The following is a 16,285-nucleotide window of genomic DNA, read 5'->3' on the forward strand; positions in this document are numbered from 1 at the left end:
TCACCGGGATGAGCAAACGACATTTTCTCGAGTTCGAGCAGCCCATTGCCGAGCTCGAATCCAAGATCGACGAGCTGCGCTATGTGCAAAGCGAGTCGGCGGTGGACATCTCCGAAGAGATCGACCGCCTGAGCAAGAAGAGCCTGCAGCTCACGAAGGACATCTACTCGAGCCTGACTCCCTGGCAGGTCACGCAGATCGCCCGCCACCCCCAGCGTCCCTACACGCTGGACTACGTCGGGGAGATCTTCACCGAGTTCCAGGAACTTCACGGAGACCGGCACTTCGCCGACGACCAGTCGATCGTTGGCGGGCTGGCGCGCTTCAACGGCCAGCCCTGCATGGTCATCGGCCACCAGAAAGGCCGCGACACGAAGGAGCGTGCGCTGCGCAACTTCGGGATGTCGCGCCCTGAGGGCTACCGCAAGGCCTTGCGCCTGATGAAGCTGGCCGAGAAGTTCGGCCTGCCGGTCTTCACCTTCGTTGACACTCCGGGGGCCTATCCGGGCATCGGAGCCGAGGAACGCGGTCAGTCCGAGGCCATCGGTCGTAACATTTTCGAGATGGCCCAGCTCGAAGTGCCCATCATCGCCACCATCATCGGCGAGGGGGGCTCGGGCGGCGCTTTGGCGATCGCGGTGGGGGACCAGGTGCTGATGCTGCAGTACGCGGTGTACTCGGTCATCTCCCCCGAAGGTTGCGCCTCGATCCTCTGGAAGACCGCCGACCGAGCTGCCGAGGCCGCCGAGGCCTTGGGCATCACGGCGCACCGCCTCAAAGCGTTGGGCCTGGTGGACAAGATCGTCAGCGAGCCGGTGGGCGGCGCCCATCGTGACCCGAAGCAGATGGCGGCCTACCTCAAGCGCGCGCTCAACGATGCCCTGCGCCAGGTCAGCGACCTCAAGCCCAAGGAACTGCTCAACCGCCGCTACGAGCGGCTGCAGAGCTACGGTCGCTTCACCGACACCAAAGCCCACTGATGGAGACTGCGGCTGCCGCACCCGGTGTGGTGGCGGTCGCCTATAGCGGGGGCCGTGATTCCACGGCCCTTCTGTTTGCCACGCTGCAAGTGGCCAGACCGCTGGGCTGGCGGGTGGTGGCCCTGCATGTCCATCATGGGCTGCACCCGCGTGCCGACGAATGGCTTGCTCACTGCCGCCGGCAATGCGAGGCCTGGCGGCGCTGCGGCTGGCCGGTGAGCCTGGTCTGGGAGCACTTGGGTCTGCATCCTGCGCCGGGCCAGAGCGTGGAGGCCGTGGCGCGCCGCGCCCGATACCAGGCTCTGCGCCGCATGGCGATGGGGCAGGGTGCCACGGTGGTGCTGCTGGGCCACCATCGGACCGACCAGGCCGAGACCTTTGTGCTGCAGGCGCTGCGAGGCGCCGGTGTGGCCGGCCTGGCGGGCATGCCGGCGGCAGCCCACCGGGAGGGACTCGTCTGGCTGCGCCCCTGGCTGGGGCGGCCCCGCAGCGAGATCGAGGCCTACGTGCGCCGCCACCGGCTGCGCTACGTCGACGATGACAGCAACGCCGACGAGCGTTATGCCCGCAATCGCCTGCGCGCCCGCGTCTGGCCGGCCCTGCTCGAGGCCTTCCCTCAGGCAGAGGCCGCGCTGGCCGATGCCGCCGCATGGGCCCAGGAGGCGGCGACCTGTCTCGACGAGCTGGCGGCGATCGACTTGTCGTCGCTGGATCACGGCCAGGGCCTGGATCTGAGGGCCTGTCTGCGGCTGCCGCCTGCGCGGGCCCGCAACGCCTTGCGCGCGTGGATCCGGCAGGCCAGCGGTCAGCGGCCATCGATGCCTTTGCTCGAGCGTCTGTGGCACGAAGGCCCGCACAGGGCGACGGCGCGCTGGGATTGGGCTGGGGGCGAGCTGCGGCTGTACCGCGGAACGCTGCGTTGGTGCCCCCACAGCGGCCAGCCGGCCGGTGCTCGGGAGGGGGTGCGCGAGGCTCGCCTGAGCCTGCGCGGGGCGGGTGCGATCGCCCTGCCGGGGTGGGGCGGGAGGTTGCATGTCGAGGCCGTGGACCACGGCGGAGTTCCCTGGAGCCGTCTGCGCCGGCTCGAACTGCGCGCTCGCAGCGGCGGCGAGCAGTTCCAGGCCGGGCCTGGGAGACCGCCGCGCTCGCTCAAGAAGCAGTTCCAATCCGCCGGGGTGGCGGTCTGGGCACGCGAAGGACCGCTGGTGTACGACGTCCAGGGGCATCTCCTCTTCGTGCCCGGCCTGGGCATGGATGCGCGCACCTGGGCCGAACCTGGGCGGCGCCAATGGCGGCTGAGGTGGGAGCCGACGGCCTGAGTTCAGCGGCCGCTAGCGAAATGGCGCAGCCCTTCGAGGTCGAGCACGGTCAGGCCCCGATGCTCGAGCCGTACCAGGCCTTCGTCGTGCAAGGTGCCCAGGGCCGCATTGACCCGCTGGCGCGACAGGCCGCACAGCAGACCGATCTCGTGCTGGCTGAGGTCCACATAGGGCCTGGGCGAAGGGTAGAGATCGGGGTTGAAGAGGGTGGCCAGGCAGCGAGCGACCTTCGCGTCGCTGTCGAGCAGCCGGTCGTACTCCAGCAGCCCGATGAACAGGCTCAGCCGCGCGTTCATCAGGTTGTGCAGATAGTGGTTGAAGCTCAGGTGCGTGGCCCGCAGACGCTCGAAGGTCGCATAGGGGACCAACGCGATGCGCGACGGACGCAGGGCGATCACGTCGTACCGGCGCGCCTCGCGCTTGATCAGCGAGCCTTCACCGAACCAGCCTCCGGCGCTCACCCCGGTCAGGGTGGAGACCTTGCCATCGGGGGCGGCGACGGACATTTTCAGCAGGCCGTCGATCAGGCCGATCCAGTGCTCCACGACCTGTCCGGCATGGGCTGCGTGGCCGCCGGCGGGGACTTCACGCTGCGAGGACTCCGCGATGACCCGGTCCATCTCGTGCAGCGGGAGGTTGCGGCCCCAGCTCGACTGCCGCAGCATCTCGGCCAGCGTGTTCATGGCGCACGATTCTAGGGCCCTCGATCCGGCTGCGAGGGCGGCCGGTCCGACAGAGGGAGGAAAACCCTCAGGCGCTGCCGCTACAATGGTGAGTTTGCGACCGCGGCGCATAGCCTGCTGATCATCCACACCGCGCAGCACTTCCCATGGCACTCATCGTTCACAAGTATGGCGGCACGTCGATGGGCTCGACCGAGCGCATCCGCAACGTCGCCAAGCGTGTCGCCAAATGGCACCGCGCCGGCCACCAGATGGTGGTCGTGCCCTCAGCCATGAGCGGCGAAACCAACCGCCTGCTGGGCCTGGCCAAGGAACTGGCCCCGGCAGCTCACACCACCGCCTACGCCCGCGAACTGGACATGATCGCCTCCACCGGCGAGCAAGTGTCGGTGGGTCTGCTGGCCATCGCACTGCAGGCCGAGGGCATCGACGCGGTGAGCTACACGGGCTGGCAGGTGCCGGTGCGCACGGATTCGGCCTACACGAAGGCGCGCATCGAGAGCATCGACGACACGCGAGTGCGGGCCGACCTTGCCGCTGGCAAGGTGGTGATCATCACCGGCTTCCAGGGGGTCGATGCGCAAGGCCATATCACCACGCTGGGACGTGGAGGCTCGGACACGTCGGCGGTGGCCATTGCGGCGGCGATGAAGGCGGCCGAATGCCTGATCTACACCGATGTGGACGGCGTCTACACCACCGACCCGCGTATCGTGCCCGAGGCGCGTCGGCTGCACACCATCAGCTTCGAGGAGATGCTGGAGATGGCCAGCCTGGGCTCGAAGGTGCTGCAGATCCGCTCGGTCGAATTCGCCGGCAAGTACCGCGTGCCGCTGCGTGTGCTGTCGAGCTTCACCCCTTGGGACATCCCTCTCGACGAAGAAGCCAAGTCGGGCACGCTGATCACCTTTGAGGAAGACGAGAACATGGAACAAGCCGTTGTGTCGGGCATTGCCTTCAACCGCGACGAGGCCAAGATCACCGTGATGGGCGTGCCCGACAAGCCGGGCATCGCGTACCAGATCCTCGGTGCCGTGGCCGATGCCAACATCGATGTCGATGTGATCCTGCAGAACGTCTCGCACGACGGCAAGACAGACTTCTCGTTCACGGTGCATCGCAACGACTACGCCAAAACCATCGACTTGCTCAAAGAGAAGGTCGTGCCCCACCTGGGCGCCAACGAGGTCGTGGGCGATACGAAGATCTGCAAGGTGTCGATCGTGGGCATCGGCATGCGTTCGCATGCTGGCGTGGCCAGCCGCATGTTCCGGGTGCTGGCAGAAGAGGGCATCAACATCCAGATGATCACCACTAGCGAGATCAAGACCAGCGTGGTGATCGACGAGAAGTACATGGAGCTGGCCGTGCGCGCGTTGCACAAGGCCTTCGACCTCGATCAGGACGCCGCCTGAATCTGCAAAAGACCGTGCGCGAGGCCGTCATTCGCGGTTAGAATGCAGCCCTTCATCGATTGCCGGTTGGAGACGTGACCGAGAGGCCGAAGGTGCTCCCCTGCTAAGGGAGTATGCGGGCAAAACCTGCATCGAGGGTTCGAATCCCTCCGTCTCCGCCAACCAAAGAGCCACACTCCGAGAGTGGCTTTTTTTCTTGGCAAACCGTTCTTTCTGCGCGACGGCCTGCTCCTCGACGGGCGACAGGCAGGGCAGGCCCGGGGCTGCGGCATTCCAAGGATGCAATGCATGTGCCCCAACGCGGAGCCAGTTCGATCCCTATTGCGCTTGTTGCCTTAAAAAGGACATCAAGCGAGGGTCGATGTGGCCGAAAACGAACCAGTGGCAGCCGCGGCAACGTGTGGCGACCTGCGGCAAGAACGGGCCTTCGGCGCGGCTCCTCCAACAGAGGAGCCCAAAACGCCCCCCTTGACGTGAACGAATGCGCATTTCAAGGCTTTGGAACCCCGGGTTTAGGGGATGAGATCTCGTGAAACGAGGCCGCGGATGGTATCCAATCCGTACAGGTTCGTGGCTTTGGGGCGGGCGAAGGATCGAAAGTCAGGTGCCACCGTGTCCCCGGGGTTCTTTCCCGAGGGGTGGAGTGAGGTACAGGAGCGTTCGGAATGACAAGCATGTTTGCCGTGTTGGATGACCAGGAGGACGCCTGCGGTGCGTTCCATTTGCCGGTTCAGGGCTTGTTCGCCGATCTGGAAAGGGCCCGGGGCTCGGTTCACCTGGATGACGAGTTTTTGTCGATGCAGCCCGAGGCCCAGATGGCCATCCTGCAGGACTGGCAGCGGGCCCTGGAAGTGAGCCGACGTCGCGCCTTGATGCAGATGTTTGCCGAGGTTTGCGCCAGCCAGCCCCAGGCGCCGCTCAGCCTGCGCTGGCAGCGGCTGCGCGAACGCTGCGAGCGGCTGGGGCTGGAATGCCCCGACGAATGGCCTGTCCCCGTGACCGCCGCCTGATGGCGTGTGGTGACCCCTTGTCGGCACTGGGCGTGGCCACAATGAGACAACAGCGCAGGCCCGGCACACGTCGGCAGCGGGGGGTGTCGATGTCACGACGTGAAAAGCTACACTCGCCAACGTGGTGGTGACCAAGATGGCAGACGCGATAGGCGTCCAGATCGACCGTGACCTTGCAGAGCGGGTTGCCGACGAGCAACTGCGCATGGTTTGGATGCACGCATCCATCGGAACGCTCATTGCCACGGCATTTGCGGTGTTCATGGCCTTGCACATGCCCGACACCGTGCCTCGGCTGCTGGTGCAGACCTGGGTGGTCATGAAGCTGCTGGTGGCCATTCCTCGCATCGTGCAGGCACAGGTGTACCGGCGCCAGGGCTATCCCGGAGGACGGGCCTGGCGCAGCAGCACCTACTGGCTGCTCGCCCTGGATGGAGCGGTCTGGGGCCTGGCGGGGGCGTGGCTGATGCATCAGGACTCGCACACCGCCTCGCTGGTGGCCGCCAGCCTGGCTTGTGTGGCGTCGGTGGCGACATTTGGGCTGCAAGTGCGGGTGCTGGCCACGGCGGCCTATGTGGCCCCGATGCTAGGTCCTACTGCGCTGTCACTGCTGTGGCGCGGCGACGAGTTCGGCTTTCTTGGTGGCACTGGGCTCGTGCTGATGCTGGGCCTGCTGCTGACGACGGCCTTCCGTTCCGAGAAGCGCCTGGCCGAAGTTTTCCTGCTGCGTCTGCATGCCAACCGCATCGCCCAGGAGCGGGCCGATGCCCTGGAGCTGGCCAAGCGGGAGAGTGCCGTTAAGAGCCAGTTCCTGGCCACGATGAGTCACGAGTTGCGCACCCCGCTGCACGGCATCCTCGGGCTGGCGCGGTTGATTCACGTGGATGCCAAAGACCCGGCCATGCAGCGGCGGGTCGAATTGATCGAGAGCTCGGGCACGCACCTGCTTTCACTGATCAATGATCTGCTGGACATCGCCCGCATCGAGTCGGGCCAGCTGAAGATCCAGCGAATCACGTTCGACCTGGCCGCCGAACTGGAGCGGGTGGCGGGGGTGTATGCGGTGCGCGCAGAGGACAAGGGCTTGGTCTTCACCAGTGACCTGCGTCTGCCGCGTCCATGCTGGGTGGAGGGCGATCCGGCGCGCACGCGCCAAGTGTTGCACAACTTGCTGGGCAACGCGGTGAAGTTCACCCAGAAGGGGTGGATCGGTCTGGCCGCTCATCGGGAGCCTGGTGACGACATGGTGGTCTTCGAGGTGCGCGATACCGGTGTGGGGATTGCACCTGCCGACCAGGCGCATATCTTCGAGGCCTTCCGACAGCTGGCCGTGGGGCCGGCGCGCCCCCTGGAAGGCACTGGGCTGGGCCTGACGATCGCGCGCGAGATCGCCCATGCGCTTGGGGGGGACATCACTTGCCAGAGTACGGTGGGGGTGGGCTCGCTGTTCCGCTTCACCGCCCGGCTGCCTTCGGTGGCGGCGCCGCAGACCGTGGCGGCCCCCGTGGCAGGGGCGCAAGCCCCCACGGTGGCCGGCTCCTCGGCGGGGCAGGTGATCGAACTGCCCAGGCAGCGCCCGCCCCATGTGCTGCTGGTGGAGGACAACGATCTCAATGCCCTGGTGGCGTCGGCCTTCCTGGAGCGTTGCGGGTTGGAGGTCGAGCACGTGCACGATGGCCGCGAAGCGGTGCGTCATGCTTTGCGGGAGGTGGGGCGTCCCGATCTGATCCTGATGGACTGCCTGATGCCCACGCTCGATGGCTTCGAAGCCACGCGCGAGATTCGTCATCAGGAGCAGGCCCTTGGCCTGACGCGGGTGCCGGTGATTGCCCTGACCGCCACCGCCAGCGAAGAAGACCGCCGTCGTTGCCTCTCCGCCGGCATGGACGATTTTCTGGCCAAACCTTTCACCGACGCAGACCTGATGGCCTTGATGAGCGTGTGGCTCCAAACCCCTGCAAGGCAGCGCGGCGAGCCGTCTGCCTCTGACCAGGACGCGGGGCGGGGCCCCTCGCTAGGCGGCCAGGGCTTCTTGCCGACTTAGGGCCCTCGACGGTTCGAAGAGCCGGATGTCGGGGTGATGAGTGCCGACCATGAAAGTGTAGAGCGGATGATGCTTCGCGTGCCATTCGCGCTCAGCCGCACGCACGTCGAAGGCCAGAACCCAGTGATCGATGTTCCCGGCGTGCGCCAGGGGCACCGGCCGGTCGTCGTCGTACAGGCTGGAGAAGCCCAGGCGGCGGTACTGCCGGACCAGGGCGGGGCTGCGTGCGCCGATGACCATCCAGCGAACCTGGTTGGCCAGGCAATAGAGGTAGCTCGCTTTCATCAACGCCAGCTTGACGAGGGGGTCTGTTTGGCCTGGAACGACCGCCAGCCGGGTGATCTCGGCCCGTGCGTCGTCGCGCATGGCCTCGGGCACCTCGATGCTGCCTTCGATCAGCAGCGGGCCGTGGCTGTTGACCTGGATCCGCGCGGTACCCACTGGATCGCCAGTGGCTTTGTCGGCGCAAACGAGCACGGCCGTGGCGGGGGAGTGGTCCAAGGCGTCCGGGTAGGCGAAGGTGGAGCGTAACTCCGGGAGATGGTGTCCATAGGATTGGGCGCGCACCTGGCAGGCGGCTTGCAGATCCTGGGGGCTGCGGGCGATCCGGACGGTGAAGCTGAGATGGGCGGTGGGCATGGCGGCAAGGCGTTATTGATCGAGTGAGCCAACCCGGCGGCTCGACCGGATTGGGGCGGCCTATCTAACTTACCGTGTTTGGACCCATCTGGGGATGGGGACTACGCAAAAATGTCCGGCCGGCGTGCGTTTCGTGGCCGGATCGCGCGGCAAGAGGTGGGTTTTGCGTTCCTCCAGAGGCTCAAGTGAAAACGGCCGAAACCGCAGCGAGGGGGCCGCGGTTTCGGCCGAGTCCCAAAGTTGGGGGCCTGGAACGTCGGCCCGTGCATTTGGGGGCCGTCGCTTCGAATTCAGATGGCGAGATCGCTCAGCTGCTTCCCGCTGGCAAGGGCGGACTCCACCCACTTGGGCTGGCGTCCACGCCCGGTCCAGGTTTCACCAGTGGCGGGATTGCGGTATTTGGGTGCAACCTTGCCACCTTTGCCCCCTGCCGGTTTGCCCGCGGCGACCTTGCCGCCCAGATCGGCCACCGTGATGCCATATTGCGCCATCAGGCTCTTGATCTTGGCAATCGCATCGGCCAGTTCCTGCTTGCGTGCGAGCTCGATTTTCTTTTCGAGTTCGGCTTTCTGGGCCAGAAGTTCTTGGTAGGTTGACATGTATTCAGCCTCTGAAACGACAACAGGACTGAATATAGCCCGAATGGGCCAGGTTTGGAACCGCCAGCCGAAAAACAAATGCCCGCTGCACGGCGGTGCAGCGGGCGAGCCGTGCGGGCCCGCGCTGGGGCGGGACCGGGACGGTTGGTTTACTTGAAACCCACCCGGTCCAGCATCTGCTGGACCTTGGCGGTGTTGGCGCCGACGGTGGCGATCGGGACGAGTTCGGCCTTGAATTCCCCCAGGGCGTCGAGGGCCGGGTTGCCGGTCTTCACACCGGCGACGACGGGATACTCGTTGTTGCCGTTGGCGAAGTAAACCTGGGCCTGATCACTGGCCAGATATTCCAGGAACAGCCGGGCGGCTTCGCGGTTCTTGGCATGGCGGGCCACTGCGCCACCGGAAATATTCACGTGCGTTCCCCAGCTTTGCTGATTCGGGAACACCACACCAACCTTGCGGACGACTTCCTGGTCTTCGGGCTTGTTCGAGCGCATCAAGCGCGCGAAGTAGTAGCTGTTGCTGATCGCCACACCACATTCGCCGCTGGCCACAGCGCGGATCTGGTCGGTGTCGCCTCCCTTGGGTTCACGCGCCATGTTGGCGACGACGGCCTTGGCCCAGGCTTCGGTTTTCTCCGGGCCGATGTGCTCCATCAGGGAGCCGAACAGCGACAGGTTATAGGGATGCGAGCCCGAGCGGGTGCAGACCTTGCCTTTGAGCGCCGGATCGGCCAGCTTCTCGTAGGAATCGACCGCCGAAGGCTGGACCGTGGCTTTGTTGTAGACGATCACGCGGGCACGCGTGGAGAAGCCGAACCACTGCGAGCCCTGGCCACTGTCAGCACCGCGCAGCTTGGCCGGAATGCGCTCCTCCAGCACCTTCGAGCGCAGCGGGGAGAACAAGCCATCGGCCTCGGCGCGCCACAGGCGGGCGGCATCCACCAACAAGATCACGTCGGCCGGGCTGGCCGAGCCCTCGCTCTTCAGGCGCGCGAGGAGGCCGGCGTCATCGGCCTCGACCCGGTTGATGCGGATGCCGGTGGCCTTGGTGAAGTTGGTGTAAAGGGCTTCGTCCGTCTGGTAGTGGCGGGCGGAGTACAGGTTGAGCACCTGGTTGTCCTGGGCGAGGGCCGGCAGGCTCAGGGCGACAGCCAGGGCACACAAGGGGGCGGCAAGACGTCGGATGGTCATGGTCACTCCTGGAAAAGACCGACGCATTCTAGACAAAAACACGAATGATTCTCAAAAAGATTTTGAGCAAGTTTGATCTGACGGCAGGACCTTGTGGTGGCGAGTGCGCCGCCGGCGTGGCATTTGCCCTTGTGCGTCGTGGGGCCTGCGGGGGATCATGGGCGGATGTCCAAGCCCTCAGCCATCGCCACAAGAGCCGATGTACGGCCGCGCCCCGCCCAGGCCCTGCTGGTGGCCTGTCAAGGCGCGCACAGCCTGTACCTGCGCAGCCGCTTGAGCCTGCGGCAGGCGGTCTGTGCCGATGTGGCCGAAGCCGCGGCGGCCGTCGAGTTCTGCGCCGAGCGGCCGGTGGACTTGGTGGTGATGGATTTCGATCACTTGGGCGAGCCGGCCGGCTGGCAGCTCGTGAAGCAGCTTCGCGTCCCGCATGCGTGCAGGCCGGCACCGAAGCTGGCCGTGCTGGGGGGCTCGGGCCGCTGGCGCCGTTGGCGCGCGTCGATGGCTGGTGTGGGTTGCCTGGACAAGCCGATGGATCCCCGATCCCTTGAGGCCTGGATCGAGCACTGCCTGGGCCCGGACCGGTCGGGGCCGGTGTCGCTGTTTTCTGCTGAGCCGCCGCCTGGGGGCCGCCGGCCGGGGCGAAAGGTTCAGTTCGACGGCGGCACGTAGCCGGCCGGTTGGTCGGCGCCTTCGCCGAAGAAGTAGCGCTCCATCTGCCGGGCCAGGTACTGACGGGCCCGTGCGTCGGCCAGGTTCAGCCGGTTCTCGTTGACGAGCATGGTCTGGTGCCGCAGCCAGCCGGCCCAGGCTTCCTTGCTGACGTGGTCGTAGATGCGCTTGCCCAGCTCACCGGGATAGGGAGGGAAGTCGAGTCCTTCGGCTTCCTTCTTGAGGTAGACGCATTGAACGGTGCGAGCCATGGAGTTGCCTTGTGTCTTCGGAGGGAATTGGAGGGATTGTCGCGCTGGTCACGGGCCTTGCAGGCCGATGACCCGACGGGCTTTACGCATTTTCCCTGCGCTCAGCGCAGGCGCTTGACCAGAACCTTGGAGCGGCGGTCCCAGTTGTATTTGCGCTTGCGGGCCTCGGGCAGCCAGTCGGGATCGACCTCGCTGAAGCCACGCTTGATGAACCAGTGCATCGTGCGGGTGGTGAGCACGAACAGGGTTTCCAGCCCCATGGCACGTGCGCGCTGCTCGATGCGCTTGAGGATGCGTTCGCCGTCACCCTGGCCCTGCACCTGGGGCGAGATGGTCAGCGCCGCCATCTCGCCGGTGCGGGCCTCGGGGTAGGGGTAGAGGGCCGCGCAGCCGAAGATCACGCCGTCGTGCTCGATCACGGTGTAGTGGCCGATGTCGCGCTCGATCTCGGTGCGGCTGCGCTTGACCAGGGTGCCGTCCTTTTCGAAGGGCTCGATAAGCTGGAGGATGCCGCCGATGTCGTCCACGGTGGCCTCGCGCAGGCTTTCCAGCTTCTCGTCGACCACCATGGTGCCGATGCCGTCGTGGGTGTAGACCTCGAGCAGCACGGCACCGTCCACCGAGAAGGGCAGGATATGCGAGCGCTCGACCCCGCCCAGGCAGGCCTTGACGCAGTGCTGGAGGTAGAAGGCCGCGTCAGTGGGCTGGGTCGGGCTGGGCAGCTGGGCTAGCAGGCGTTGCGCGTCGGCCAGCGCCAGCTCGGTGTCGATCGGGCTGTCCGGATCGTTCTGGTCCTCGCGGATGCCGGGCACCTCGGTCATGAAGATGAGCTTGTCGGCCTGCAAAGCCACGGCGGTGCTGGTGGCCACGTCTTCCATCGTGAGGTTGAAGGCCTCGCCCGTGGGCGAGAAGCCGAAGGGCGACAGCAGCACGATCGCTCCGGTGTCGATGGCGCGCTGGATGGCTCCTGCGTCCACGCGGCGCACCACGCCGCTGTGCATGAAGTCCACCCCGTCGACGATCCCGACCGGCCGGGCGGTGAGGAAGTTGCCCGAGATCACGCGCACCGTCGAATTGGCCATGGGCGTGTTGGGCAGGCCTTGGGAGAAGGCGGCCTCGATCTCGAAACGCAACTGACCGGCGGCTTCCTGGGCGCAGTCCAGCGCGATGGGGTCGGTGATGCGGATGCCGTGGGAAAAGCGCGACTCGTGCCCCTTGGCGCGCAGCTGCTCGGTCACCTGGGGGCGAAAGCCATGCACGAGCACGAGCTTGATGCCCATGGCATGCAAGATGGCCAGATCCTGAACGAAGGCATTGAGCTTGCCTGCGGCGATCGCTTCGCCGGCCAGGCCCACCACGAAGGTTTTGCCCTTGTAGGCATGGACGTAGGGCGCCACCGAGCGGAACCACGGAACGAAGGTGTGGGGAAAGACGAGGCTCATGGCGGTGGGGGGGAGGCGGTGGTGCGCGTCCAGGCGGACGCTTTGAAATAATGACGGATTTTGCACGAGCCGATGAGTTCCAGCGCAAAGCCCCGCACGGCGGGGCCCGCCCACCCTGTTGCGCCGATCACCTTTCCCGAATCGCTGCCGGTGTCCGGCAAACGCGAGGAGATTGCTCGCGCGCTTCAGGCGCACCAGGTGGTCATCGTCTGCGGCGAAACCGGCTCGGGCAAGACCACGCAGTTGCCCAAGATTGCGCTCGCCCTGGGACGGGGCCGCGGCGCCGGAGGGAGCGGCCTGATCGGTCACACCCAGCCGCGGCGCATCGCGGCCTCTAGCGTGGCCAAGCGCATCGCGCAGGAGCTGAACTCGCCGCTTGGTGAGGTGGTGGGCTACAAGGTGCGTTTCCAGGACCGGCTTTCGCCCGGGGCTTCGGTGAAGTTGATGACCGATGGCATCTTGCTGGCCGAGACGCAGACCGACCCGCTGCTGTCGGCCTACGACACGCTCATCATTGACGAGGCCCACGAGCGCAGCCTGAACATCGATTTTCTGCTGGGCTATGTGCGCCAGATCCTGCCGCGCCGGCCCGACCTGAAGCTCATCGTGACCTCGGCCACGATCGACGCCGAACGCTTTGCGCAGCACTTCGCGGGGCGCCAGGGGCCGGCGCCGGTGATCCAGGTGTCCGGGCGGCTGTACCCGGTGGAGGTCCGCTGGCGGCCCTTCGAGGAAAGCCGCGACTTCGACCTCAATGACGCCATCGCCGATGCGGTGGACGAGCTCTGGCGCGAAGGCCCGGGTGACATCCTGGTCTTCCTGCCCGGCGAGCGAGAGATCCGCGAGGCGGCCGATCATCTGCGCAAGCACCTGTCGCACCAGCCGGCGCACCGGCAGGCCCAGATCCTGCCGCTGTTCGCACGGCTGTCCCAGGCCGAGCAGGACCGGGTGTTCGAGCCGGGCGACGGGCGGCGCATCGTGCTGGCCACCAACGTGGCCGAAACCTCGCTGACGGTCCCAGGCATTCGCTACGTGATCGACTCGGGCCTGGCGCGCGTGAAGCGCTACAGCTACCGCAACAAGGTCGAGCAACTGCAGGTGGAGCCCATCAGCCAGGCGGCGGCCCAGCAGCGATCCGGCCGCTGCGGCCGCGTGGCCAACGGCGTGTGCATCCGCCTGTATGACGAGAAGGACTTTGCGGGTCGGCCGCGGTTCACCGATCCGGAGATCCTGCGGTCCTCGCTGGCCGGGGTGATCCTGCGCATGAAGGCGCTGGGCCTGGGGCAGGTGGAGGACTTCCCGTTCCTGGAGCCGCCACCGCGCAAGGCGATCGCCGACGGGTATGCGCTGCTGGGCGAACTCAACGCGGTGGACGAGGCCAACGAGCTCACCCCCATCGGCAAAGAGTTGTCCAGGCTGCCGCTGGACCCTCGCGTGGGACGCATGATCCTGGAGGCGCGGCAGCGCCAGTCTCTGGCCGAGGTGCTGGTGATCGCATCGGCCCTGAGCGTCCAAGACGTGCGCGACCGCCCGCTGGACCAGCAGCAGGCCGCCGACGAGAAGCACCGCAAGTTCGACGACGAGAAGTCGGAGTTCATGGGCTATCTCAAGCTGTGGAAGTGGCTGGAGGACAGCCGTGGCGGCCATGGCGAGCACCGCCTGTCGCACCGCAAATACGAGCAACTGCTGCGCGAGCACTTCATCTCCCCTCGCCGCGTGCGCGAGTGGCGTGACATCCACACGCAGTTGCACACGGTGGTGGCCGAGCACGGCTGGAAGCTCAATGCCAGCGCGGCCACCTACGAGCAGATCCACGTGGCGATGCTGGCCGGCCTGCTGGGCAACGTGGGCTGCAAGAGCGATGAGGACGACTGGTACCTGGGGGCCCGGGGCATCAAGTTCTGGCGTCACCCCGCAGCGCACCTGAGCAAGAAGCCGGGACGCTGGCTGGTGGCTGCCGAGCTGGTCGAGACTACGCGGCTGTACGGGCGGGGGCTGGCAGCGATCGAACCGCAATGGATTCCGTGGGTCGCCGGCCACTTGCTCAAGACCCAGCTGCTGGATCCGCACTGGGAGAAGAAGGCCGCCGAGGTGGTGGCGCTGGAGCGCGCCACGCTCTATGGCCTCGTGGTCTACAACCATCGGCGGGTGAATTTCGGCAAAGTCGATCCGGTGGCAGCGCGCGAGATCTTCATCCGTGAGGCACTCGTCGCGGGGGAGTGGGAGACGAAGTTGCCCTTCCTGTCCCACAACCGCAAGCTGATCCGCCAGGTCGAAGATCTCGAACACAAGTCACGCCGCCAGGATGTGCTGGTGGACGACGAGCTGATCTTCGCTTTCTATGATCAGCAGGTTCCGGCCGAGGTGTGCAGCGGGGCAAGCTTCGAGCGCTGGTATCGGCAGGAGAGCCAGCGCAACCCACGGCTGCTGATGCTCACGAAGGAAGAGCTGATGCGCCACGAGGCAGCGGGCATCACGACCGAGGCCTTTCCTAGGACGGTGCGTCTGGGCGGCATCGACTGCACGGCGAGCTACCTGCACGACCCGGGAGATCCGAAGGACGGCGTGACGGTGACGGTGCCGATCTATGCGCTCAACCAGGTCGGCGAGGAACGCTGCGAATGGTTGGTGCCGGGCATGCTCAAGGACAAGGTGCTCGCGCTACTGAAGAGCTTGCCCCAGAAGCCGCGTGCCCGCCTGGTGCCGCTGCCCGAGTTTGCCCAGTCCTTCATCGACACCCACCCCTTCGCCCAAGGCTCGCTGTTGGAGGGCTTGTTGCAGGCGGTGCGAGATCGCACCCAGCTCGACGTCAAACGCGGCGACTTCAAGCTGGACATGCTCTCGCCCCACCTCTTCATGAACTTCCGGGTGATCGACGAGCATGGGCGCCAACTGGGCATGGGCCGCAACCTTGCGGCACTCAAAGCCGAACTGGGGGCCCAGGCTCGCGGGGCCTTCCAGGCCCTGGCGGCGCTGAAGCTGGGGGCGGCCCCTGCAACGGCACCGGTGGTGTCCCCTCGGGCCGTGCCACCGGAGCCGGGCCCAACCCCGGTGGCACCTGCCCCGGCGGTAGCAGCATCGACCCGCTACACCGACTGGACCTTCGGCGAGCTGCCTGAGCTGATGGAACTGCAGCGCGGCTCGCAGAGCCTGGTGGGCTTTCCGGCGCTGATCGACAAAGGCAGCCATGTGGAGATCGAGGTCTTCGACGAGCCCGAGGTGGCCGCGGCCCGCCATCGCGAGGGACTGCGACGCCTGGTCGCCTTGCAGATCCGGGAGCCTCTGAAGTACTTGGAGAAGAACATCCCAGACCTGCAGAAGATGGCCGTGGCTTACATGAGCCTGGGCACGGTCGACGAATTGCGCGAGCAAATCTTCGAGGTGGCGTTGGACCGCGCCTTCCTGCATGACCCCTTGCCACAGGAGGCAGCCGAGTTCCGGGCCCGCATCGAGCAAGGGCGGCCCCGCCTGAACCTCATCGCGCAGGAGGTGGCGCGCTTGGCGGGCACGGTCCTGGCCGAGTATCAGGCGGCCCTGCGCAAGCTCAAGGACAGCAGGCCCCCCAAGGAGGTGGCTGAGGATCTGGCCGGGCAGTTACAGCGACTCATGGGCAAGCGCTTCCTGGTCGCCACGCCTTATACCCAGCTGGCGCACTTTCCGCGCTACCTCAAGGCTGTCGCGATGCGGCTGGACAAGCTGCGCGTTGACCCGGCGCGCGATGCGGTCCGCATGGCTGAACTCAAGCCCCTGGAGCAGCGCTACCAGCGCCGACTGGCGGAATTGAAAGGTCAAGCAGACACTCGGCTCCAGGAGTTTCGCTGGCTGCTGGAGGAACTGCGTGTCAGCCTCTTCGCGCAGGAACTGCGCACGCCTCAGCCGGTGTCGGTCAAACGGCTGGAAAAGGCGTGGTCCCAAGTCGTGGGGTGAACCTCCACCGTGGGCGACGCACTACAATGCTGGTTTTCGGGGTGTAGCGCAGCCTGGTAGCGCAACTGCTTTGGGAGCAGTGGGTCGCACGTTCGAATCGTGTCACCCCGACCA

Annotated in this window: 13 protein-coding genes and 2 tRNA genes; 9 read left to right on the forward strand and 6 right to left on the reverse strand. The window is 66.2% G+C overall.

Translation table 11 applies throughout. The features are described from left to right. Positions 1–8 precede the first annotated feature (8 nt). Together ACK4ZD_RS05120 and tilS are read left to right on the forward strand one after the other, a co-directional pair. Positions 9–980 carry an acetyl-CoA carboxylase carboxyltransferase subunit alpha gene (locus ACK4ZD_RS05120; RefSeq protein WP_409659437.1) on the forward strand — a complete coding sequence of 324 codons (972 nt, stop codon included), beginning with the start codon at positions 9–11 and terminating at the stop codon, positions 978–980. After that, positions 980–2,299, forward strand: coding sequence for a tRNA lysidine(34) synthetase TilS (gene tilS, locus ACK4ZD_RS05125; RefSeq protein ID WP_409659439.1), 1,320 nt, complete (start codon positions 980–982; stop codon positions 2,297–2,299). Before ACK4ZD_RS05120 ends, tilS begins: the two co-directional genes overlap by 1 nt. Positions 2,300–2,301: 2 nt before the next feature. On the opposite strand, the gene ACK4ZD_RS05130 is transcribed toward tilS, so the two are convergent. Then, on the reverse strand, positions 2,302–2,982 hold the full coding sequence (locus tag ACK4ZD_RS05130; RefSeq protein WP_409659441.1) for a Crp/Fnr family transcriptional regulator: 681 nt from the start codon (positions 2,980–2,982) through the stop codon (positions 2,302–2,304). A 146-nt stretch (positions 2,983–3,128) separates the two neighbouring features. Here ACK4ZD_RS05130 and ACK4ZD_RS05135 point away from each other — a divergent pair, with 146 nt between their 5' ends. The 4 genes from ACK4ZD_RS05135 (at position 3,129) to ACK4ZD_RS05150 (ending at position 7,451) form a co-directional block, all read left to right on the forward strand. Next, positions 3,129–4,397 carry an aspartate kinase gene (locus ACK4ZD_RS05135; protein WP_409659443.1) on the forward strand — a complete coding sequence of 423 codons (1,269 nt, stop codon included), beginning with the start codon at positions 3,129–3,131 and terminating at the stop codon, positions 4,395–4,397. Positions 4,398–4,465: 68 nt separating this feature from the next. Next, positions 4,466–4,558: transfer RNA gene (locus tag ACK4ZD_RS05140), tRNA-Ser, on the forward strand. 513 nt (positions 4,559–5,071) lie between these two features. Then, entirely contained in the window at positions 5,072–5,407 is a 336-nt protein-coding gene (locus tag ACK4ZD_RS05145) for a hypothetical protein (RefSeq protein ID WP_409659445.1), read from the forward strand. A 136-nt stretch (positions 5,408–5,543) separates the two neighbouring features. Then, on the forward strand, positions 5,544–7,451 hold the full coding sequence (locus tag ACK4ZD_RS05150; RefSeq protein ID WP_409659447.1) for a response regulator: 1,908 nt from the start codon (positions 5,544–5,546) through the stop codon (positions 7,449–7,451). Here ACK4ZD_RS05150 and ACK4ZD_RS05155 read toward each other — a convergent pair. The 3 genes from ACK4ZD_RS05155 to ACK4ZD_RS05165 form a co-directional block, all read right to left on the reverse strand. Next, a complete protein-coding gene (locus ACK4ZD_RS05155) occupies positions 7,422–8,090 on the reverse strand; it encodes an N-acyl amino acid synthase FeeM domain-containing protein (RefSeq protein WP_409659449.1) in 669 nt (222 codons plus the stop codon). The genes ACK4ZD_RS05150 and ACK4ZD_RS05155 overlap by 30 nt on opposite strands. A 290-nt stretch (positions 8,091–8,380) precedes the next feature. After that, on the reverse strand, positions 8,381–8,689 hold the full coding sequence (locus ACK4ZD_RS05160; protein ID WP_409659451.1) for an H-NS family nucleoid-associated regulatory protein: 309 nt from the start codon (positions 8,687–8,689) through the stop codon (positions 8,381–8,383). Between the two features lie 149 nt (positions 8,690–8,838). After that, on the reverse strand, positions 8,839–9,882 hold the full coding sequence (locus ACK4ZD_RS05165) for an extracellular solute-binding protein (protein ID WP_409659452.1): 1,044 nt from the start codon (positions 9,880–9,882) through the stop codon (positions 8,839–8,841). Between the two features lie 165 nt (positions 9,883–10,047). Here ACK4ZD_RS05165 and ACK4ZD_RS05170 point away from each other — a divergent pair, with 165 nt between their 5' ends. Then, positions 10,048–10,551 (forward strand): hypothetical protein, encoded by a 504-nt coding sequence (locus ACK4ZD_RS05170; protein ID WP_409659453.1) that lies wholly within the window; start codon positions 10,048–10,050, stop codon positions 10,549–10,551. Here ACK4ZD_RS05170 and ACK4ZD_RS05175 read toward each other — a convergent pair. Then, complete coding sequence (locus ACK4ZD_RS05175; protein ID WP_409659454.1) at positions 10,530–10,802, reverse strand: oxidative damage protection protein; 273 nt, start codon at positions 10,800–10,802, stop codon at positions 10,530–10,532. The two genes, ACK4ZD_RS05170 and ACK4ZD_RS05175, sit on opposite strands and share 22 nt — an antisense overlap. A 101-nt stretch (positions 10,803–10,903) precedes the next feature. Further along, a complete protein-coding gene (gene argA / locus ACK4ZD_RS05180; RefSeq protein ID WP_409659455.1) occupies positions 10,904–12,244 on the reverse strand; it encodes an amino-acid N-acetyltransferase in 1,341 nt (446 codons plus the stop codon). A gap of 72 nt (positions 12,245–12,316) precedes the next feature. Here argA and hrpA point away from each other — a divergent pair, with 72 nt between their 5' ends. Then, positions 12,317–16,171 carry an ATP-dependent RNA helicase HrpA gene (hrpA, locus tag ACK4ZD_RS05185; protein ID WP_409659456.1) on the forward strand — a complete coding sequence of 1,285 codons (3,855 nt, stop codon included), beginning with the start codon at positions 12,317–12,319 and terminating at the stop codon, positions 16,169–16,171. A gap of 37 nt (positions 16,172–16,208) precedes the next feature. Next, positions 16,209–16,285: transfer RNA gene (locus tag ACK4ZD_RS05190), tRNA-Pro, on the forward strand.

Origin of the sequence: Caldimonas sp. (assembly GCF_046291045.1) — a bacterium.
Taxonomy (GTDB): Bacteria; Pseudomonadota; Gammaproteobacteria; order Burkholderiales; family Burkholderiaceae_C; genus Caldimonas.